The sequence below is a fragment of the Halobacteriovorax sp. GFR8 genome, assembly GCF_050955245.1.
GTDB lineage: Bacteria > Bdellovibrionota > Bacteriovoracia > Bacteriovoracales > Bacteriovoracaceae > Halobacteriovorax_A.
The window spans coordinates 301604-317519 of sequence record NZ_JBPBLR010000003.1 but is presented as its reverse complement, the minus strand read 5'-3'; the positions used below and the strand labels follow the sequence as shown (position 1 = coordinate 317519).

The window sequence follows — 15916 nt, the reverse complement described above, 5'->3', positions numbered from 1 at the left end:
AATTACTAGCCCCTTGCCAACATTTTTTACCGCTCCACAACACAAGTCATTAATCATAGGCGGTAAATAATATTAAATATAATTTAATTACATTAAGTGATACAATTTTAAAAAAGGGATATAAAATGGCCGTTAAACTCAAAATTCAATCAAAGCAAGAATCATATATTGTAATTTTAAAACCAAATTTAACATTTGGCCGAAGCAAAGAAGATGCTGATATTTTCTTAAATGACTCAAAAGTATCTTCAGTCCATTTTCAAATATTATTCGATGGTGATGAAATTCTAGTCAAAGATCTAGGCTCAAAGAATGGCACCCATATTAATGGAAGACGCATCGAGGAAGAAATCACTTTATATACATACGATGTAATTACAGCTGGGAATTTTAGTATCAGACTAGATCAAAAATCTTTAAATAACTTAGAGCTTTCTAAATTTTCTCGACAGGACGAACCTAATGCTTGGGGAGAGAATATTTCCAATATTCATAAGACCCTTCGCTTCACCCTTGAAGAGGAAAAAAGAAAAGAACAATTAAAGAAAAGAACCAAAGTTAAAAGTAAAGCCTAAACACTAAAGCTTTCACCGCAACCACAAGTATTCTTTGCATTTGGGTTTTCGAAAACAAAACCTTTTCCATTAAGGCCGTCTTTAAAATCAAGAGTGATACCACTTAAGTAAATTGATGATTTTGGATCCACGAGAATTTTAATACCATCTAATTCGATAATATTGTCCGAATCTTTTGGGGCATCAAAATCGATATTATAAGAAAGACCTGAACATCCACCACCAATTACACCTAAGCGCAGACCGAAGTCTTGTGTTGAGCGATCTTCACTCGTAAAAATATTTTTTATTTGCGCAACTGCTTTTGGCGTCACATTTAATAACTCGTTCATATAAACCTCTAATATTACGTAGGTAATAATGACCAACACCTAAATTATATCATATTGATGATATACTTTATATAGGAGCAAGAAACAATGTCTATCTCATTGATTATTAAGAGCGGTGAAAATAAAGCTAAGGTTCTTATTAAACCTAAATTAAGCTTTGGACGCTCTAAGTCGTCAGTTGATATTTCAATCGATGACTCAAAAATTTCATCTAAACATCTCGAAATTACTTATAAAGATAAGGAAATTGTTGTTAAAGACCTAGGTTCAACTAATGGTACCTTTATTAACAATAAGAAAGTCACAAGTGATCAACGTCTTTATATTTACGAAACAATTCGCATTGGAAATTGTATTATCTGTATCGATTTAAATGATCTAACGGATATTGAGTATAAATTTCTAACTCGACCAATCGATCCAAATGAAGATGCTCATGAAAATACACAAACTTCCACGGCCCTTGCTGATCAAACAGGCTTCTTGGCCTTAAATAATCTTTCCCTAGAAAAACAAAAAGTAAAAGCCGAAGTAAGCAAAAAGCAACCGATACAAAGAACAAAAAAGAAAGTCGCCAAGAAGAAGAGGGTTGAGCCAGAAGATAAAACTGTCATGACAAAAATCTTAAAGTTCTTTAAGTAAACTTACTCTAATCTTTTTTCGGAACCCATGGAATATCCTGAATATTCTCATGCTTATTTAAAAATCGCGCTACGATAAAGAAATAATCTGAAAGTCGATTTAAATACTCTAAATCGATTGGATCGACATCCCCTAATTCTACAGCTTCTCTTTCTACTTGCCTTGTTTTAGTACGACAAATGTGAACATTAGCAGCGGCAACACTTCCACCAGGCAGAATAAAATATTTTAGAGGATCAACAACTGAGTCAAAGTAATCAATCTCACCTTCAAGGTGAAGAATATCTTCGATACTTAATTTAGGAAGCTTGAAATTGTCTCGGTCCTCTCTAAGGGTTGCAAAGTTAGAACCGAGAACAAAAAGGTTTTCTTGAATTGAATTAAAAGTATTTTTAACTCTTGAAACATCAATATAACAAAGTGAAAGACCTACAAAACTATTTAATTCATCCAAGTTTCCATAAAGATTAATACGAGCACTGGCCTTTGAGACTCGTTGTCCACCAACAAGGCTTGTTTCACCTTTATCACCTGTACGAGTGTAGATCTTAGACTTCTTCATTACATATTCCTTCTGTACTTCCCACCAATCTCATAAAGTAGATTAGTTATCTGTCCAAGAGAACAATAGTTAACTGTTTCAATAAGCTCTGCAAAAATATTTCCACCAGAAAGTGCAACAGCTCTTAGCTTATCTAACGCTTCATCAGATTTATTAGCATTTCTTTCTTTGAAATCATTTAAACGAGAAATTTGGCCTTTCTTTTCCTCGTCACTACAACGAGAAAGTTCAATTTCTTGATTTAGTTGTTCATCAATATTGTCTGCAATATAAGTATTTACACCAATGATAGGAAGCTCTCCAGAGTCCTTCAGTGTCTCATAATAAAGAGACTCTTCTTGGATTTTTGATCTCTGATACATACTTTCCATTGCACCAAGAACACCACCCTTATCAGAAATTCTTTCAAACTCTGCTAAGATTGCTTCTTCAACAAGGTCCGCTAACTCTTCAATTACATAAGCACCCTGCATTGGGTTATCAGATTTATTTAAACCGAACTCACGATTAATAATCATCTGAATTGCCATAGCACGTCTTACTGACTCTTCAGTTGGAGTTGTAATTGCTTCATCATAAGCATTAGTATGAAGAGAGTTACAATTATCAGATAGTGCTAAGTAAGCCTGAAGTGTTGTTCTGATATCATTAAAGTCAATTTCTTGAGCATGTAGTGAACGCCCAGAAGTTTGAATGTGGTATTTGAACTTTTGTGACTTATCATTTGCACCATACTTATCACGCATTGTGATTGCCCAAATCTTTCTAGCAACACGTCCAATTACTGAGTACTCTGGATCAAGTCCGTTTGAGAAAAAGAAAGATAAGTTTTGTGAGAACTCATCAATATTTAACCCACGAGCAAGGTAGTATTCAACAAATGTGAAACCATTTGCAAGTGTGAATGCAACTTGAGTAATTGGGTTCGCCCCTGCCTCAGCAATATGGTAACCAGAGATTGAAACTGTATAGTAGTTCTTAATCTTTTGCTGACAGAAGTATTCTTGAACATCTCCCATCATCTTAAGTGCAAACTCAAGAGAGAAGATACATGTGTTTTGCGCCTGATCCTCTTTTAGGATATCAGCTTGAACTGTCCCTCGAATCTGCTGAAGAATTGCTAGACGTTTTTCAGTATCGTAGTAGTCATCACCTTTAAGCTTTTGTCTTAAAGCAGTATTTAGGTAAAAAGCTAACATAATCGGAGCTGGTCCATTGATCGTCATCGAAACTGATGTATATGGATCAGAAAGATCGAAACCATCAAATAGTAGTTCCATATCTTCAACTGTTGCAATTGATACTCCAGCTTCTCCAATCTTTCCGAAAATATCTGGACGAAGATCTGGATCTTCCCCATAAAGAGTTACTGAGTCAAATGCAGTTGATAAACGTTTGGCCTTATCATCTTTAGATAAGTAGTGGAAACGCTTATTCGTTCTTGCTGGCCCACCTTCTCCAGCAAACATTCTCTTTGGATCTTCATCAGTACGTTTGAATGGGAAAATTCCCGCACCAAATGGAAAGAACCCAGGCATATTAACATCTCTAATAAAACGATACTGATCAACTTTAGAAGAGAATCTCGGTGTTCCTACCTTTTGAACATCTAAGCCAGAAAGAGATGTGTATTTTGTCGCAACTTTGAATTCACGATCACGTACATGATATGTGAAAGTTCCGTCTTGGTATTGTTTAACTACTGATTGGAATTGTTCGATTTCTTTTTCAACATCTTCACCAAGTTCTGACTTTAGTTGAGCAAGCTTTGCATCAACTTCATTACTTGGAACAATCTTGCTTGTTATCTCAAGGGCCTCGATATCACGAAGCTTTTCCATTCTCATTTCAGTTTCAAGATTATAATCACGAGAAGCTTTTGCAATTTCTCTTAAGTATAGCGATCTTTCAGCAGGAATAATTCTTGTCTTATCATTACTTGCACGATTTGCAACAATTCCCTCAAGTGGAGCTTGATCAAACTCAAATGTCTGCGCAATAGCTTGGAATAAAGCGTTTACACCTACATCATTGAACTTCGATGCCATTGTTCCAAAAATTGGAAGTTCTTCATCTGTTGGAGAACCTGGATGCCCAGCAAATAACTGATGATTGCGACGATATTGTTTTCTGATATCTCTTAAAGAATCTTCTGAACGAGGCTTTTCAAACTTATTTAAAACAACAAAGTCTGCCTGCTCAAGCATTTCAATTTTTTCAAGTTGTGTTGCAGCTCCATACTCAGGAGTCATCACATAGACACACTTATCTGAAATTTTTGTAATTTCATCAGAAGCCTGACCAATACCAGAAGTCTCGACAATAATTAAGTCAAAGTCTTGCTCCTTTAGAAAATTAACTGTCTTTTTAATTTGCGGAGAAAGCTCTGTCCCAGAATCACGAGTTGCAAGAGATCTGATATAGAAGTTTTCAAAGTTTGCAGAACCTAGTCTAATACGGTCACCTAAAAGCGCACCTTGAGTTTTCTTCTTCGTTGGATCAACTGAAATTAGTGCAACTTTCTTTTCAGGATAGAAGCGGTGAAATCTTAAAAGAGTTTCATCAATTAAAGATGACTTACCTGCACCACCAGTTCCTGTAATACCAAGTACTGGAATATTTTTTTCCGAAGAAGGGATTTCAATTTCAGCACCATCTTCAATGGCCGTTATAACTTTTGCAAGTTGAGTCCTTGGTAGATCTTTCGCCTTAGCATCCAATTTGAATCCATCAAGTGTTGAGTGAGTTGCTCTCTCAATCATGTCATCAATGATTCCCTCTAGACCTAATTTCATTCCATCTTCTGGAGAATAAATTCTCGTAATACCTTTATCGTGAAGGGCCTTAATCTCCTTAGGAGTGATTACACCACCTCCACCACCGAAGATACGAACATTTGTGGCACCCGCCTGATCGAGAAGTTCGCGAACATAAGCAAAGTATTCATTGTGGCCACCTTGATATGAACTCATGGCAACTGCATTTGCATCTTCATGTAAAACAGCATCGACCACCTCTTGGGCAGAGCGATTATGTCCTAGGTGAATTACTTCCACACCCTTTGACTGTAGAAGTCTTCTCATAATATTTATTGATACATCATGGCCGTCAAATAAACTGGCCGCTGTGACAAATCTTAATTTTCTCACTGTAAACCTCTGATATCACGTTAGGTAAAAACAATTATTTACCCAAGCTTTTTATCTTTCAATATTGCTAAAGGACTATACCTAATGTATTTTAATCAGGCAAAAATCCCTTTTATGATGCGTTGATATACGTTAAAATACTGCTAATTAACTTAGTATTAGGAATTGCTAATGAGCGAAGATGTTAAATTTTTAGTGGAGAATCCTTACCACTCGGCACGTTTTAAGCCAGCACGTAAGGGTAAGAAAGGTCCAAAGCTACTAGCTGTTGTTCACCAGTCAGGCTGTACAGGTTGTGAGATCTGTATTCAAGGTTGTCCGGTTGATTCAATTGAACTAGTTCCAGGCCCTAATCCAACGAACCCACAATTTAATCAAACAGTTGAAATCGATCTTGCAAGATGTATCGGTTGTCAAAACTGTTCTCAAGACTGTCCTTGGGAAACGATTACAATGTATGAGCATAATGATGCTTTTGCTATTTGGGGACGCGAAACTCTTAAGTCAGAACTTTATGTCTCAGAAGAGTCACTTAATGAGTTACACAACGAATACGGAATCACAAAAGAAAAACCAAGCGAAGAATCAAATACAGAAGAAGAGAGCGCTTAAGCCTAGGCTTGAGCACTCTTCTTATTTCCACGAACTTCAGTTAAAAAATAATCAATAATATAAATACCTGCTGCAACAGATATTGATGCATCCGCTACATTGAATGCAGCAAAGTGCCATCCCTTATAATAGAAATCGAACATATCAACCACATAATCTAAAGAGATGCGATCAATAAGATTTCCCACTGCACCTGCAAAGATCATAGAATAAGCGAGACAGAGCATATAACTCTTTCTTCTTGAATCCCAGATTAGATAAACAAACCAGAAACATGCGATTACAGGTAAAATTTTAAAAAGGATCATTCTGATGACATCTGGAAATTCACTTCCCATCCCAAACGCGACACCAGGATTTTTCACATATGTTAAGTTAAAAAAACCAGGGATAACAGTAAGTGTCTCCCCTAACTTAAAACTAGATTGAATTGCCCCCTTAGAGAATTGATCTAAGAAAAGAATTCCAACAATTAGTAGTGTCATTTGCCAAATTCGATTCATTTATAAAATTCCTTAGGATTAATTTCGTACTTTTCAATCTTCCTAAGAAGAGTCTTCTTAGGAATATTTGCCTTAAGTGCTGTTTGATTAATTTTACCATTGTTAATTTTCAACGCCTGAATGATAAATTCTTTTTCAAAGATATCTTTAGCTTGAGAAAAGTTAAGTCTCAGTTCACCGTCAACTTCACTTGTTGCAAATACAAATTGATATCCCTGAGCACTTGCAATCAGTTGTTCATCTTGACCAGCATCAGTTAGTACCGAATCCTTGATTTCATCATAATCAATAATTGCCTGTGATTCTTCGACAACATTTTCTACAGTAACTGACTTTCTTATTTTATCCGGAAGAGACGTTGCTTTAATGATATCGCCGCTTTCAATAATGAAAGCGTGTTCAATAACATTTCTAAGCTCACGAATATTTCCTGGCCAATCATGACCTTGCATAATTTTCATCGCCTCATCATCAAGGCCACTAATTTCTAGGTTATGAACGTTGTTAAAATACTTAACATAGTAATCAACTAGGTGTGGGATATCAGAGTTTCTTTCTCTTAAAGGAGGTAGATAAACAGGAAGAACATTTAAGCGGTAGAATAAATCTTCTCTAAATGTTCCTTCTTCAATCATTTTTTCAAATGGTTTGTGAGAGGCTGCAATAACACGAACATCCGCTTTAATTTCTCTATTTGATCCTACAGGAGTGAAAGTTCCTTCCTGAAGAACTCGAAGTAGCTTTACTTGCATCGTTGGGGAAACATCACCGATTTCATCTAGAAATAAAGTTCCACCATCTGCAAACTGAAACTTACCGATTTTTCTTTCATTAGCGCCAGTAAAAGCGCCTTTTTCGTGTCCGAACAACTCTGACTCAATTAAGTTTTCAGGTATGGCCGCTAAGTTGATCGTCACAAACTTCTCATCTTTTCTTGGTCCATTAAAGTGAATTGCACGAGCAACTAGTTCCTTACCAGTACCAGACTCACCACGAATTAAAACAGGTGTATTAACTTGCGCCAGCTTTCCAATAACATTGAAAACTTTTTGCATTACATCTGATTCGCCAACAAATTTATTCTTTGTATCACCAAGTGAAAGAACTGGTGCAGAAAACCCTACCGTTTCAACTAATGAACGGGCCTTGAGGGCACGCTTTATTAAAGAGACTAAGTTATCAGAACTAATTGGCTTTTCTAAATAATTGTAGGCACCTTCTTTTACGACTTTAACAGCGTCCGTAACATTTGAATAAGCTGTTAAAATAATAACGATAACAGAAGGGTCATGTTTTTTGATTTCCGTTAATGCTTCAATACCATCCATCTCAGGCATGTTTACGTCCATAACAACTAAGTCGTACTTAGTCTTATAAACTGCACTTAACGCCTCTTTTCCGTTGTCAGCAACATCTACTGCAAAGTGATGAAATTCAAGGGCCTCTCTTACTGAGGTTTGTAAAACTTTATCATCATCGACAACTAAAACCTTATGCATATGCACTCCATTTATTTATTCAAAAATTTAATTAGAAAACTAGTTCCCTCTCCAGGTGATGATGTTACAGAAATTTCACCCCCATGAAGTTCTACGAAGTATTTTACCAGATAAAGACCTAGACCGCTCCCCTTAATAATATGGGATGCATCATTTTTAACCCGATAAAACTTCTCAAATATATTATCGACATCGTCTTGGTCCATACCAACACCATTATCAGATATTTCAATAAAGACCCAAGTATCATCATCCCAAGTCTTAATATTAATAGTCTTTCCCTCTCCAGCATATTTAATCGAGTTCTCCACAATATTAGAAACAATTCGATTAACCAAGCTCACATCAATTTCGATTGGAAATAGCGGGCCAAGCTCTGTCTCAATAGTCATCTCTTTAGAGCGAGCTAAATAAGTTAAACTATTCACACAGTCTTCGATGATCTTATTGACGTCTTTACTTTGTAAATTAAGAGAAATATTTCGCGACTCTACCTTTGTTAGGTCTAAAATCGAAGTAATGAAATTATTAAGTTCTTTTGTCGAATCAATAATAGTCTTAAGGCCATCGTGCATGTAGGTTTCCCCTCCACGATTACGTTGCAACATATTGTCTGCAACACCAGCAATTTTTGCGACTGGTGTTTTTAAGTCATGGCTCATTAAAGAGATAAAGTTTTGCTTTAAGTTTTCAACCCTTTTTAAGAGTTTTGTCTCTTCTTGTATTTTATATCGCCTTTGATACTCACCGATGGCCCTAAAAGGTACCCAAATATAATAAACGACAAAGACAGTTAATAAGATATGGGTGATATAAAGCCAGAGCCCAAAGAGCAGAAAGATTAAATAAGAAAATAGAACTGTTCCAACAATGATCCCAAAAGTAATAAGTAGACCCTTAGCAGGTTGAATCCTAGAAATCACAATTGATAAGACGACACCAATTAGCATTGAAAGCAATTTCGTTACCCAAAGAGGTATTGAATAGATCAATTGATTTTCCATTAACGCCTTAGTCATATTGGCGTGAATTTCTAATTTAGAAGTTCGTTTCTGATCCTTATCGAAAGGAGTCTTCGCGTAATGCCTTAAGTTCGAGATATATGCAGGGCCGATTAAAACAACTTTCCCATTAAAGTAACCACTTGGAATATTACCTACAACAACTCTATGCACCGGTAGTTTTTCAAGATGCTCAAGTGACCTTAGAGGATAGCGAAATAGACTAAAGCTCGCATCAGCTTCTGGCATATAGTAAGCACTCTTTAGTTTATTTAGTACCAATGGTTCTTCATTATTAATAATTCTCCATTCGTTGGCCGTCCAAAAATCGAGTGTTTCTTCTCCCGAAATATTTAGAACCATTCTTCTAACAACATCATCTTTGGCAAATAGCTTACTATCAATATTTACCACTGCTGGAGAATAACCAAGGTCTCTTAATTCTTGTGGAGGAAGACGCTCACCCCAAGAATCAAGCTCTGATCCATAGCGATAAAGCCCACCTTGTTTCATATAGGCCTTAATTTCATCGTGGAGTGATTGTAAAGAAGCCGCCTCTCTTTCATTTAAAGGAGCCGATAAATCACCAAAAAAATTAATGATGGCCGGCTTATCCTTTAAGACTTTCCTAAATAACTTTAAATAAGTTGTATAAGTATATGGATAGCTCTCACCTAAGAACTCATCACTTTCTTCGTCAATCTTAATTAAAACAATATTGTCATCATGAACAAGAGTCATGTCTAACTTAAGTCTTAAATCATAGAAGATCGCTTCAATGGACTGAAATTTGTACTGAAAAAGCACTGATAAAAAGACGACTGTAAAAAGCGCTGGATAGTATTTGGTGAAATCTAAATCTTTGAAGTACTTAAAAAAGTTCTTCATAGTAACTCACTTTGATGAAATCTTTCATCCATTGCATCTGGCGAACGAAGAATTGACCACATCGTTGTCGAGGCTACATTGAAATGAACATCATTAATCATTGCATTTTCTAAGTAGATTACCTTTTGAGCAACACCCCTCATATCCACACTCTCGTGTTTCTTATAATGGTAACTTTTGAAGCTATTTGAAAGTCGATTAAATAATCGCCTCGGTACCGCAAACATATAGCGAAAAACGGCTTCCGCTCTAGCAAGCTTAAAAATCCAGTTAAAAATGCCACGCCAAAATAGAAGAACGATTAATATGTGAGTTAATACTTTTGCATTAATTGTTTCGTTAAAGCTGAGTTCTGCCTCTAAGTATTTATCCATCTCAGAGGGGCCCAGGCTCTCTACAACTGCAGAGTTTATAATGACGTAACCCGAACCCAGCAGGCTTCCCATTACAAAAAATGGAGCACTCTTACTCTCAAAGAACTTCAGTCTCCCCTTATTACCTCTGAAGTGAAGTCCATTTATTTTATTAAAAATGGCCACGTGTTCCTTCTTGTCTAATCGAATTGGGTTTAGTCTAGATAAAACAATAGAAGGAATAATGTAAGTAAATGAAATTACATAAATTAATGTAGCTAGAGTGACCGAACTCGAAATATGTAGGTTCGTACTAAATACAATGAAGCCTCCGGCCAGGAAAAATACCTGAATGAAGATGATAAAAAGACTTAATAAATATGAAATTAATACACTAAACAAATTTTTGTCCCTATTTTTTTTACAAGATATTCTCTAATTATAGACCCAAATCCAAAATCCGGCTATAAGTCATCTGAATCACAGTTAGACAAAAGCGCATATATTTGAAGCGCCAGACACTAAATTTTGCAGTGCGACTATTGTGGAATCCTTAATTGTGATACACAAGGCATTAACGTTTTAAATATAAGCAGAAGGGGTATTTTGAATGCATACTAAGCTACTTTTTGGTACAGCAGGTGTTCCTAATTCTACAGTTAAAAAGAACAATCCAGTAGAAGGTGTTAAAAGAATTCACGAACTTGGACTTGATTGTATGCAACTTGAGTTTGCACACGGCGTAAGAATGAAGGAAGAAGTTTCTTCAAATCTAAGAAAAGTATCATATGAGCTAGGCGTTCCATTAACTTCACACGGCCCATACTATATCAACCTAAATGCTAGAGAGCAGGATAAGATTGATTCTTCTGTTGAAAGAATCATTCAAACGGCAAAGATCTCTGACCTTTGTGGTGCAGAATCAATGACTTTCCACGCAGCTTTCTACATGAAAGATTCTCCATATGATGTATTCGACTTAGTTGAAAAATCAATGAATGTAATCGAAGAAAGACTAAGCAGACTTGATATCGAAATTGAGCTACGCCCAGAACTAACAGGAAAGACTTCACAGTTTGGTTCACTAGAAGAGCTAATCAGCTTAACTAAGAATGTAGACTCTTGTCGCCCATGTATGGACTTCTCTCACCTATATGCACGTACTAATCAGTACAACTCTGAAGAAGAGTTTGATGAAGTAATTGCAAAACTAAAAGAAGAATTAGGTGAAGACTCGGTTAAAAATATGCACATTCATATTTCAGGAATCAGCACTAACTCTAAAGGTGATCTAAAACACCTTAACCTTGAGAAGTCTGACTTCAACTGGAAAGACCTTCTTAAGTCACTTAAGAAAAATGGTTGTGGTGGATACATGATTTGTAACTCACCAAACCTAGAAGATGATGCATTAATGCTTAAAAATTACTACAATACACTATAAATAAAAGCGGCTTCTAAGCCGCTTTTTTTATTTCTTCATATTCTTTTGTTTCAATAAAAATATCTTCATCCATCATATAAACAACCAAGTCCTCATGGGTATTGAGAACTTCTTTTAGGCCATCATTAAGGGCCTTGTCATAAAGCTTCAACTCGATAAAGCTCGTTTTTTTGAGGTCATCTATAAAGGAAAGACCTTGAGGGAAATCGACAAATGTAGCGCCTATCCAAAGTCGATATGACTTAATTTCTGAAATATAATTTAGTTGATGAGCATTAGAATTGGCACTTTCTGTTAAATTGAAAGTCTCACCAACAAGTTTCTCAAATGAAAGATCTAAGATTTTACCGCTTTTCACGCCTTACTTATCGGTAAGGAAAGAAGATATCTTAACGAACGTCAGTCTCTTTAAATTCGTAAAATGACTTCACATCACTAATATCTGATATTAACCACTTATCATCCTTTTTAATAATAAGAGCTATCTTTTTAACTGAAATTGAGACATCTTGTTTTGTTTTCCCATCAGTGGCCTCATCGTCATAAGAAACTGAATATGTGATTGAGCACTCATCTCCTGAACAGTTCTTGTATACAATAGACAAGCGAGACTTCTCAAATTTAGACATTTCATTTAGCTTCTTTGGGTCATCATTTAATGCCTGAGTGTATTCCTCAAGTAGGCTTCCTGTTAAGTAGTCCTCTAAATCATCCACTTTAATTTCGTCATTAAGTCTTTTCTCAATAAAGCTTCTTAAAACACCTTCCGGTGATTTGTTAGAGTTACATGAAATAAAAACTAATAAGATGATTAAATACTTAAACATTAAATGATCCTTCCTAGATTATAATGAAACTATTCCTCGACGTTTCAAAATATTATAAAGTGTAATCCAGTTATAATTATTATCTTCAACAGTTGATAATAACTTTAATCCATATCCACCTGGGTAAACTAATTCGACACAAAAATTATCAATAAATTTCTTACCTTCATATTCTAACTCAAATTCTACTTTCTCGCCCTTAGATATTTTCTCACTAGTATAAATAACGATACCTTTATCATCACAGTTAGAAACCTTAACAGGTAAACAAGAACCAGAAGATAAGTAGACATTCCCTTCAAGTGAGCAAAAGCCATCAAAGTTGAAATTTTCTCTTGTAAAGATTGGCTTAAATATGGCCTGTGCTAATTCTTCTTTTAATAACAGAATCATATTATATGAGACCAACAAGAAGATAACGGCCATTAGAAGAATAATTTTGTCGTACTCTACTAAGAATAGAGAAAAAACTTTATAGAAAATATTAAGCACAAAAACCGACAGGATTACTATGGTAAGCTCTCCCATAAATAGCACTTTAAAGATTAAGAAAACCGCAAGTGCCGTTGTTATTTTATATGTTGTGAGGATTCCAATAAAGCGATTTAAATCAATTGCTGAAACGTCTGCATCAAGCGAGTAACATGTATGCAGAAAAAACAGAGAAAATACCACAAACAGAATATTTAGCAATTTGAATGTTAGAGTGTCAGTATTGTGCAATTCTTACCTTAAGTTTCAAAATTTGTTATAATTAATATATGGATTATTATCTCGAAATTTCTTCACGTTGTATAGAGTGTGATAACTGCAGGCTCATTTGCCCAGAAAAGGCCATTTTTATGGATAAGGGTAAGTATACAATTGAACCATGGGCATGCACTTTGTGTAATGCATGTACTCTTGTTTGCCCCGTAGACTGCATTAAAGAAGTTACTCAAAAAGAATAGTCTTTTCCTTCATAAGTAATTGTACGTGTGTCAAAATTAAATGTGACCCCTGCCCACTCCATAGTAGCAGTTGACTTGAAATCGACGCCGTCTAGCTCTTCGATTGCCGCAACAAACTTCTTAATAACTGCAGGAAGATTTTCAAGCTCAGATATAACATCAATATACTTATCTAAAGTTCCTAGATCTAAAAAGATAGGCTCTTTAGGTAAACTCATATGAACATTTTTATTTTTAAAATCGGCCACTGTTTTAAAAAAAGATGATTCACCCTCGACTTGAGGAATCTTACCTAAGTCTAGAATCCCTACCCCTGAATAAGTTAAATAACTGCTAGTGCCATCATGAGGAGCGATACTCGTTAACTTTCCATCAATAACTTTTGTCTCGTTATAAGAAGCATTATGATCAACTTCAATTGCATATAGATGTGCAATAGCGTCATCTTCATCCATTCGCTTAATATCAGCGCTAATTTGAGAAAAGTCGAAAAAATAAAACTGATCAGAATTAATAACGAAAATAATCTCATTATCAACATAATTCTTTAGATTGTGGATACAACCACCACTTCCAAGAATCGCCGGCTCATGCAGTAAGACAACATCTTTTCCCTGCGCCCAGCTCTCCATCTCTTCATGACAATGATGTGAATTAATATAAATTTTTTCACAACCTAACATTTTAGCATACGCAACTTGTAAATCTAATAGTCTGAGATTAAAGAAAGGCCATAAAGGTTTAGGGATAATTTTACCTAAATTCCCCATTCTCGTACCGAATCCGGCGCTTGCGATGAAACATGTCTTAATCATCTAAGCCTCTTTTTAAAATTTCAGAAAAAGATCTAAACGCCTCAATTGAACTCTTCTCACAAATACTAACTAGTTTCTTTAAATTTGTTGGAATAAACTGAAGATAACCTTCTTTGTTCTTATCTATCTTTAAGTACGCAAAACTTCCAAGAGCTTTAAATGTTCGCTGTACTTGGACGATATGATAATCATGGTCATACTTTTCAAAAAATTCTTTATCATATGTAAGGAGTAATTTCTTTTTTTCTTCTTCAGAAAATTCAATGTAACAGTCGTCAATAAGTGAGACTAAATCATACATTTTAGGCCCTACTCTCATATCCTGATAGTCAATGTGATATAGAGTATTATCCTTCACATATAAATTATTCGAATGATAATCGCGATGACAAACAACATCCCTATGAGATTCATAATAATCAATAATGATTTCCCGAACAGCTTTAACAATATCGCACTCTTTCGAGTTCAAAGTAACACCCAGGTATTGATTCAAGAAATAATCACAAGCTAGATCAAACTCAAACCCAATCTTTTCTCTATCAAAGATTCGATCCATACAAAATTCCAAAGGCATCTTTTGATATTTTTTAATATCTTCTACTGCTTGGATATGCTTGCTTAGACCTGATTTTTCATAAAAATCCTTAAGTGAAACACTGCCAATATCTTCTAATACAAGAATTGAAAACTCTGGATCATAATAATAAATCTCAGGTGTTTTGATATTATCTAAAATATTATTTGTGACTATATTAAAATCACAACTTTGTTGACCATTTGATGATTCAACACATATTACAAAAGACTGCGACTCATTAGTTAATCGATAATACTCTCTACTTGAAGCATCACCAGAGAGTTTCTCCAGTAAACTCTTATCATTATAGAAACTAGCTTCTTTCAACTTATGTATAATTGATTCTTTATTCATCCTAAATACTCATTAGATACTTTCTTTAAAATAGTAAAATTGTCGTGATGAATTTTTTTCGAAAATTAAATTTTCATCTTCACCACTATTTACCATATAGTTTTTCAGTAAGAATTCTTCTTTTGATAATTCGTGAGAGTGAACTCCCTGCACGCTAAAGCTAATTGATTGACGGTTCAAAGTTTGCAACCATAGAAGACGCGCTTCAGGATCATATCCTGATTTTATTAAAACTTCGTACACGAGATTATTTAAGTCACGCTTTGCATTTAAATCTAGACTATTGATACGAATCATATCATCAATCGTATATGAGTTAAGTGGGATAAGCTTCTTTTTTTCATAAATTCCAATTTTACTTCTAATCAGCTCTCCGAGCAGAACAGCAACAAAGATATTCTCACTATTCATATAGTTTCTTAGAAGGCCCCTAGACATAAAAACATTATTTTTTGGAAGGGAAAAATAGAAATTTCGATTATCTTCAACGATATAGAAATTAATTCCAAAATCATCTTTTTGAAAGAGACCTTGGTTATTAAGATAAAGCTCTTTTGCTATTTTATTTAAATAACGACGCGATCTTTGATTTGGTTTTTTAACTTTATTATTTTCAATGAATAAGTTAGCGATACCTTCAAGATGATTCAAGTAATCTTGCGATGTGAATGTGTCTTGGTAGTTATAAGGATATTCGTTATCGTTCTTATAAAGATAAGTACATGACGTTAAAGTAAATATTGTTAAAAAGATTAAAATTCTCATTATCTATAAAGTAAAAAATAAAAAAGCTCTCAAAATGAGAGCTTTATATAACTAATCTATTATAC

Annotated in this window: 18 protein-coding genes; 5 read left to right on the top strand and 13 right to left on the bottom strand. The window is 34.9% G+C overall.

The window, feature by feature from the left end; translation table 11 throughout:
* The first annotated feature begins 125 nt into the window (after positions 1–125).
* Complete coding sequence (locus ACRXC1_RS16295) at positions 126–575, top strand: FHA domain-containing protein (protein ID WP_392909615.1); 450 nt, start codon at positions 126–128, stop codon at positions 573–575.
* Here the strand turns inward: ACRXC1_RS16295 and ACRXC1_RS16290 are convergent.
* Positions 572–907, bottom strand: coding sequence for a HesB/IscA family protein (locus ACRXC1_RS16290; RefSeq protein ID WP_392909613.1), 336 nt, complete (start codon positions 905–907; stop codon positions 572–574). The two genes, ACRXC1_RS16295 and ACRXC1_RS16290, sit on opposite strands and share 4 nt — an antisense overlap.
* 87 nt (positions 908–994) lie before the next feature.
* On the opposite strand from ACRXC1_RS16290, the gene ACRXC1_RS16285 reads away from it, so the two are divergent.
* Positions 995–1549 (top strand): FHA domain-containing protein, encoded by a 555-nt coding sequence (locus tag ACRXC1_RS16285; RefSeq protein ID WP_433660375.1) that lies wholly within the window; start codon positions 995–997, stop codon positions 1547–1549.
* Between the two features lie 7 nt (positions 1550–1556).
* Here the strand turns inward: ACRXC1_RS16285 and ACRXC1_RS16280 are convergent, their stop codons facing one another.
* Both ACRXC1_RS16280 and icmF read right to left on the bottom strand, forming a co-directional pair.
* Positions 1557–2111 (bottom strand): cob(I)yrinic acid a,c-diamide adenosyltransferase, encoded by a 555-nt coding sequence (locus tag ACRXC1_RS16280; RefSeq protein ID WP_392909610.1) that lies wholly within the window; start codon positions 2109–2111, stop codon positions 1557–1559.
* The gene (gene icmF / locus ACRXC1_RS16275) at positions 2111–5260 is read right to left on the bottom strand and encodes a fused isobutyryl-CoA mutase/GTPase IcmF (RefSeq protein ID WP_433660372.1); all 3150 of its coding nucleotides are present in this window, start codon (positions 5258–5260) and stop codon (positions 2111–2113) included. The genes ACRXC1_RS16280 and icmF overlap by 1 nt, the downstream gene beginning before the upstream one ends.
* Positions 5261–5431: 171 nt before the next feature.
* Here icmF and ACRXC1_RS16270 point away from each other — a divergent pair, with 171 nt between their 5' ends.
* Positions 5432–5872: an indolepyruvate ferredoxin oxidoreductase subunit alpha gene (locus tag ACRXC1_RS16270; protein ID WP_392909607.1), complete on the top strand. Its 441-nt coding sequence runs from the start codon at positions 5432–5434 to the stop codon at positions 5870–5872.
* A 2-nt stretch (positions 5873–5874) separates the two neighbouring features.
* Here the strand turns inward: ACRXC1_RS16270 and lspA are convergent, their stop codons facing one another.
* The 4 genes from lspA to ACRXC1_RS16250 are packed head-to-tail and all read right to left on the bottom strand — an operon-like array spanning position 5875 to position 10518.
* The gene (gene lspA / locus ACRXC1_RS16265) at positions 5875–6375 is read right to left on the bottom strand and encodes a signal peptidase II (RefSeq protein WP_392861487.1); all 501 of its coding nucleotides are present in this window, start codon (positions 6373–6375) and stop codon (positions 5875–5877) included.
* Complete coding sequence (locus ACRXC1_RS16260; RefSeq protein ID WP_433660369.1) at positions 6372–7874, bottom strand: sigma-54-dependent transcriptional regulator; 1503 nt, start codon at positions 7872–7874, stop codon at positions 6372–6374. Before ACRXC1_RS16260 ends, lspA begins: the two co-directional genes overlap by 4 nt.
* A gap of 11 nt (positions 7875–7885) precedes the next feature.
* Positions 7886–9763 (bottom strand): ATP-binding protein, encoded by a 1878-nt coding sequence (locus ACRXC1_RS16255; RefSeq protein WP_433660367.1) that lies wholly within the window; start codon positions 9761–9763, stop codon positions 7886–7888.
* On the bottom strand, positions 9760–10518 hold the full coding sequence (locus tag ACRXC1_RS16250; RefSeq protein WP_433660365.1) for a hypothetical protein: 759 nt from the start codon (positions 10516–10518) through the stop codon (positions 9760–9762). Before ACRXC1_RS16250 ends, ACRXC1_RS16255 begins: the two co-directional genes overlap by 4 nt.
* A 208-nt stretch (positions 10519–10726) precedes the next feature.
* On the opposite strand from ACRXC1_RS16250, the gene ACRXC1_RS16245 reads away from it, so the two are divergent.
* Positions 10727–11560, top strand: coding sequence for a TIM barrel protein (locus ACRXC1_RS16245; RefSeq protein WP_021267579.1), 834 nt, complete (start codon positions 10727–10729; stop codon positions 11558–11560).
* Between the two features lie 13 nt (positions 11561–11573).
* Here ACRXC1_RS16245 and ACRXC1_RS16240 read toward each other — a convergent pair whose 3' ends face one another.
* The 3 genes from ACRXC1_RS16240 to ACRXC1_RS16230 are packed head-to-tail and all read right to left on the bottom strand — an operon-like array spanning position 11574 to position 13080.
* Positions 11574–11918, bottom strand: a complete 345-nt coding sequence (locus ACRXC1_RS16240; protein ID WP_392909601.1) for a hypothetical protein — start codon at positions 11916–11918, stop codon at positions 11574–11576.
* 31 nt (positions 11919–11949) lie between these two features.
* Entirely contained in the window at positions 11950–12387 is a 438-nt protein-coding gene (locus ACRXC1_RS16235; protein WP_392909600.1) for a hypothetical protein, read from the bottom strand.
* Between the two features lie 18 nt (positions 12388–12405).
* Positions 12406–13080, bottom strand: a complete 675-nt coding sequence (locus ACRXC1_RS16230) for a hypothetical protein (RefSeq protein WP_433660362.1) — start codon at positions 13078–13080, stop codon at positions 12406–12408.
* 68 nt (positions 13081–13148) lie between these two features.
* On the opposite strand from ACRXC1_RS16230, the gene ACRXC1_RS16225 reads away from it, so the two are divergent.
* Positions 13149–13337, top strand: coding sequence for a DUF362 domain-containing protein (locus ACRXC1_RS16225; RefSeq protein WP_084710518.1), 189 nt, complete (start codon positions 13149–13151; stop codon positions 13335–13337).
* Here ACRXC1_RS16225 and ACRXC1_RS16220 read toward each other — a convergent pair.
* Genes ACRXC1_RS16220 through ACRXC1_RS16210 form a run of 3 tightly spaced genes read right to left on the bottom strand, consistent with a single transcriptional unit; the run spans position 13325 to position 15851 of the window.
* Positions 13325–14152, bottom strand: a complete 828-nt coding sequence (locus ACRXC1_RS16220) for a nucleotidyltransferase family protein (RefSeq protein WP_433660359.1) — start codon at positions 14150–14152, stop codon at positions 13325–13327. The two genes, ACRXC1_RS16225 and ACRXC1_RS16220, sit on opposite strands and share 13 nt — an antisense overlap.
* Positions 14145–15059 (bottom strand): aminoglycoside phosphotransferase family protein, encoded by a 915-nt coding sequence (locus ACRXC1_RS16215; RefSeq protein WP_433660357.1) that lies wholly within the window; start codon positions 15057–15059, stop codon positions 14145–14147. Before ACRXC1_RS16215 ends, ACRXC1_RS16220 begins: the two co-directional genes overlap by 8 nt.
* A gap of 39 nt (positions 15060–15098) precedes the next feature.
* The gene (locus tag ACRXC1_RS16210; RefSeq protein WP_392909594.1) at positions 15099–15851 is read right to left on the bottom strand and encodes a hypothetical protein; all 753 of its coding nucleotides are present in this window, start codon (positions 15849–15851) and stop codon (positions 15099–15101) included.
* Between the last annotated feature and the right edge of the window lie 65 nt (positions 15852–15916).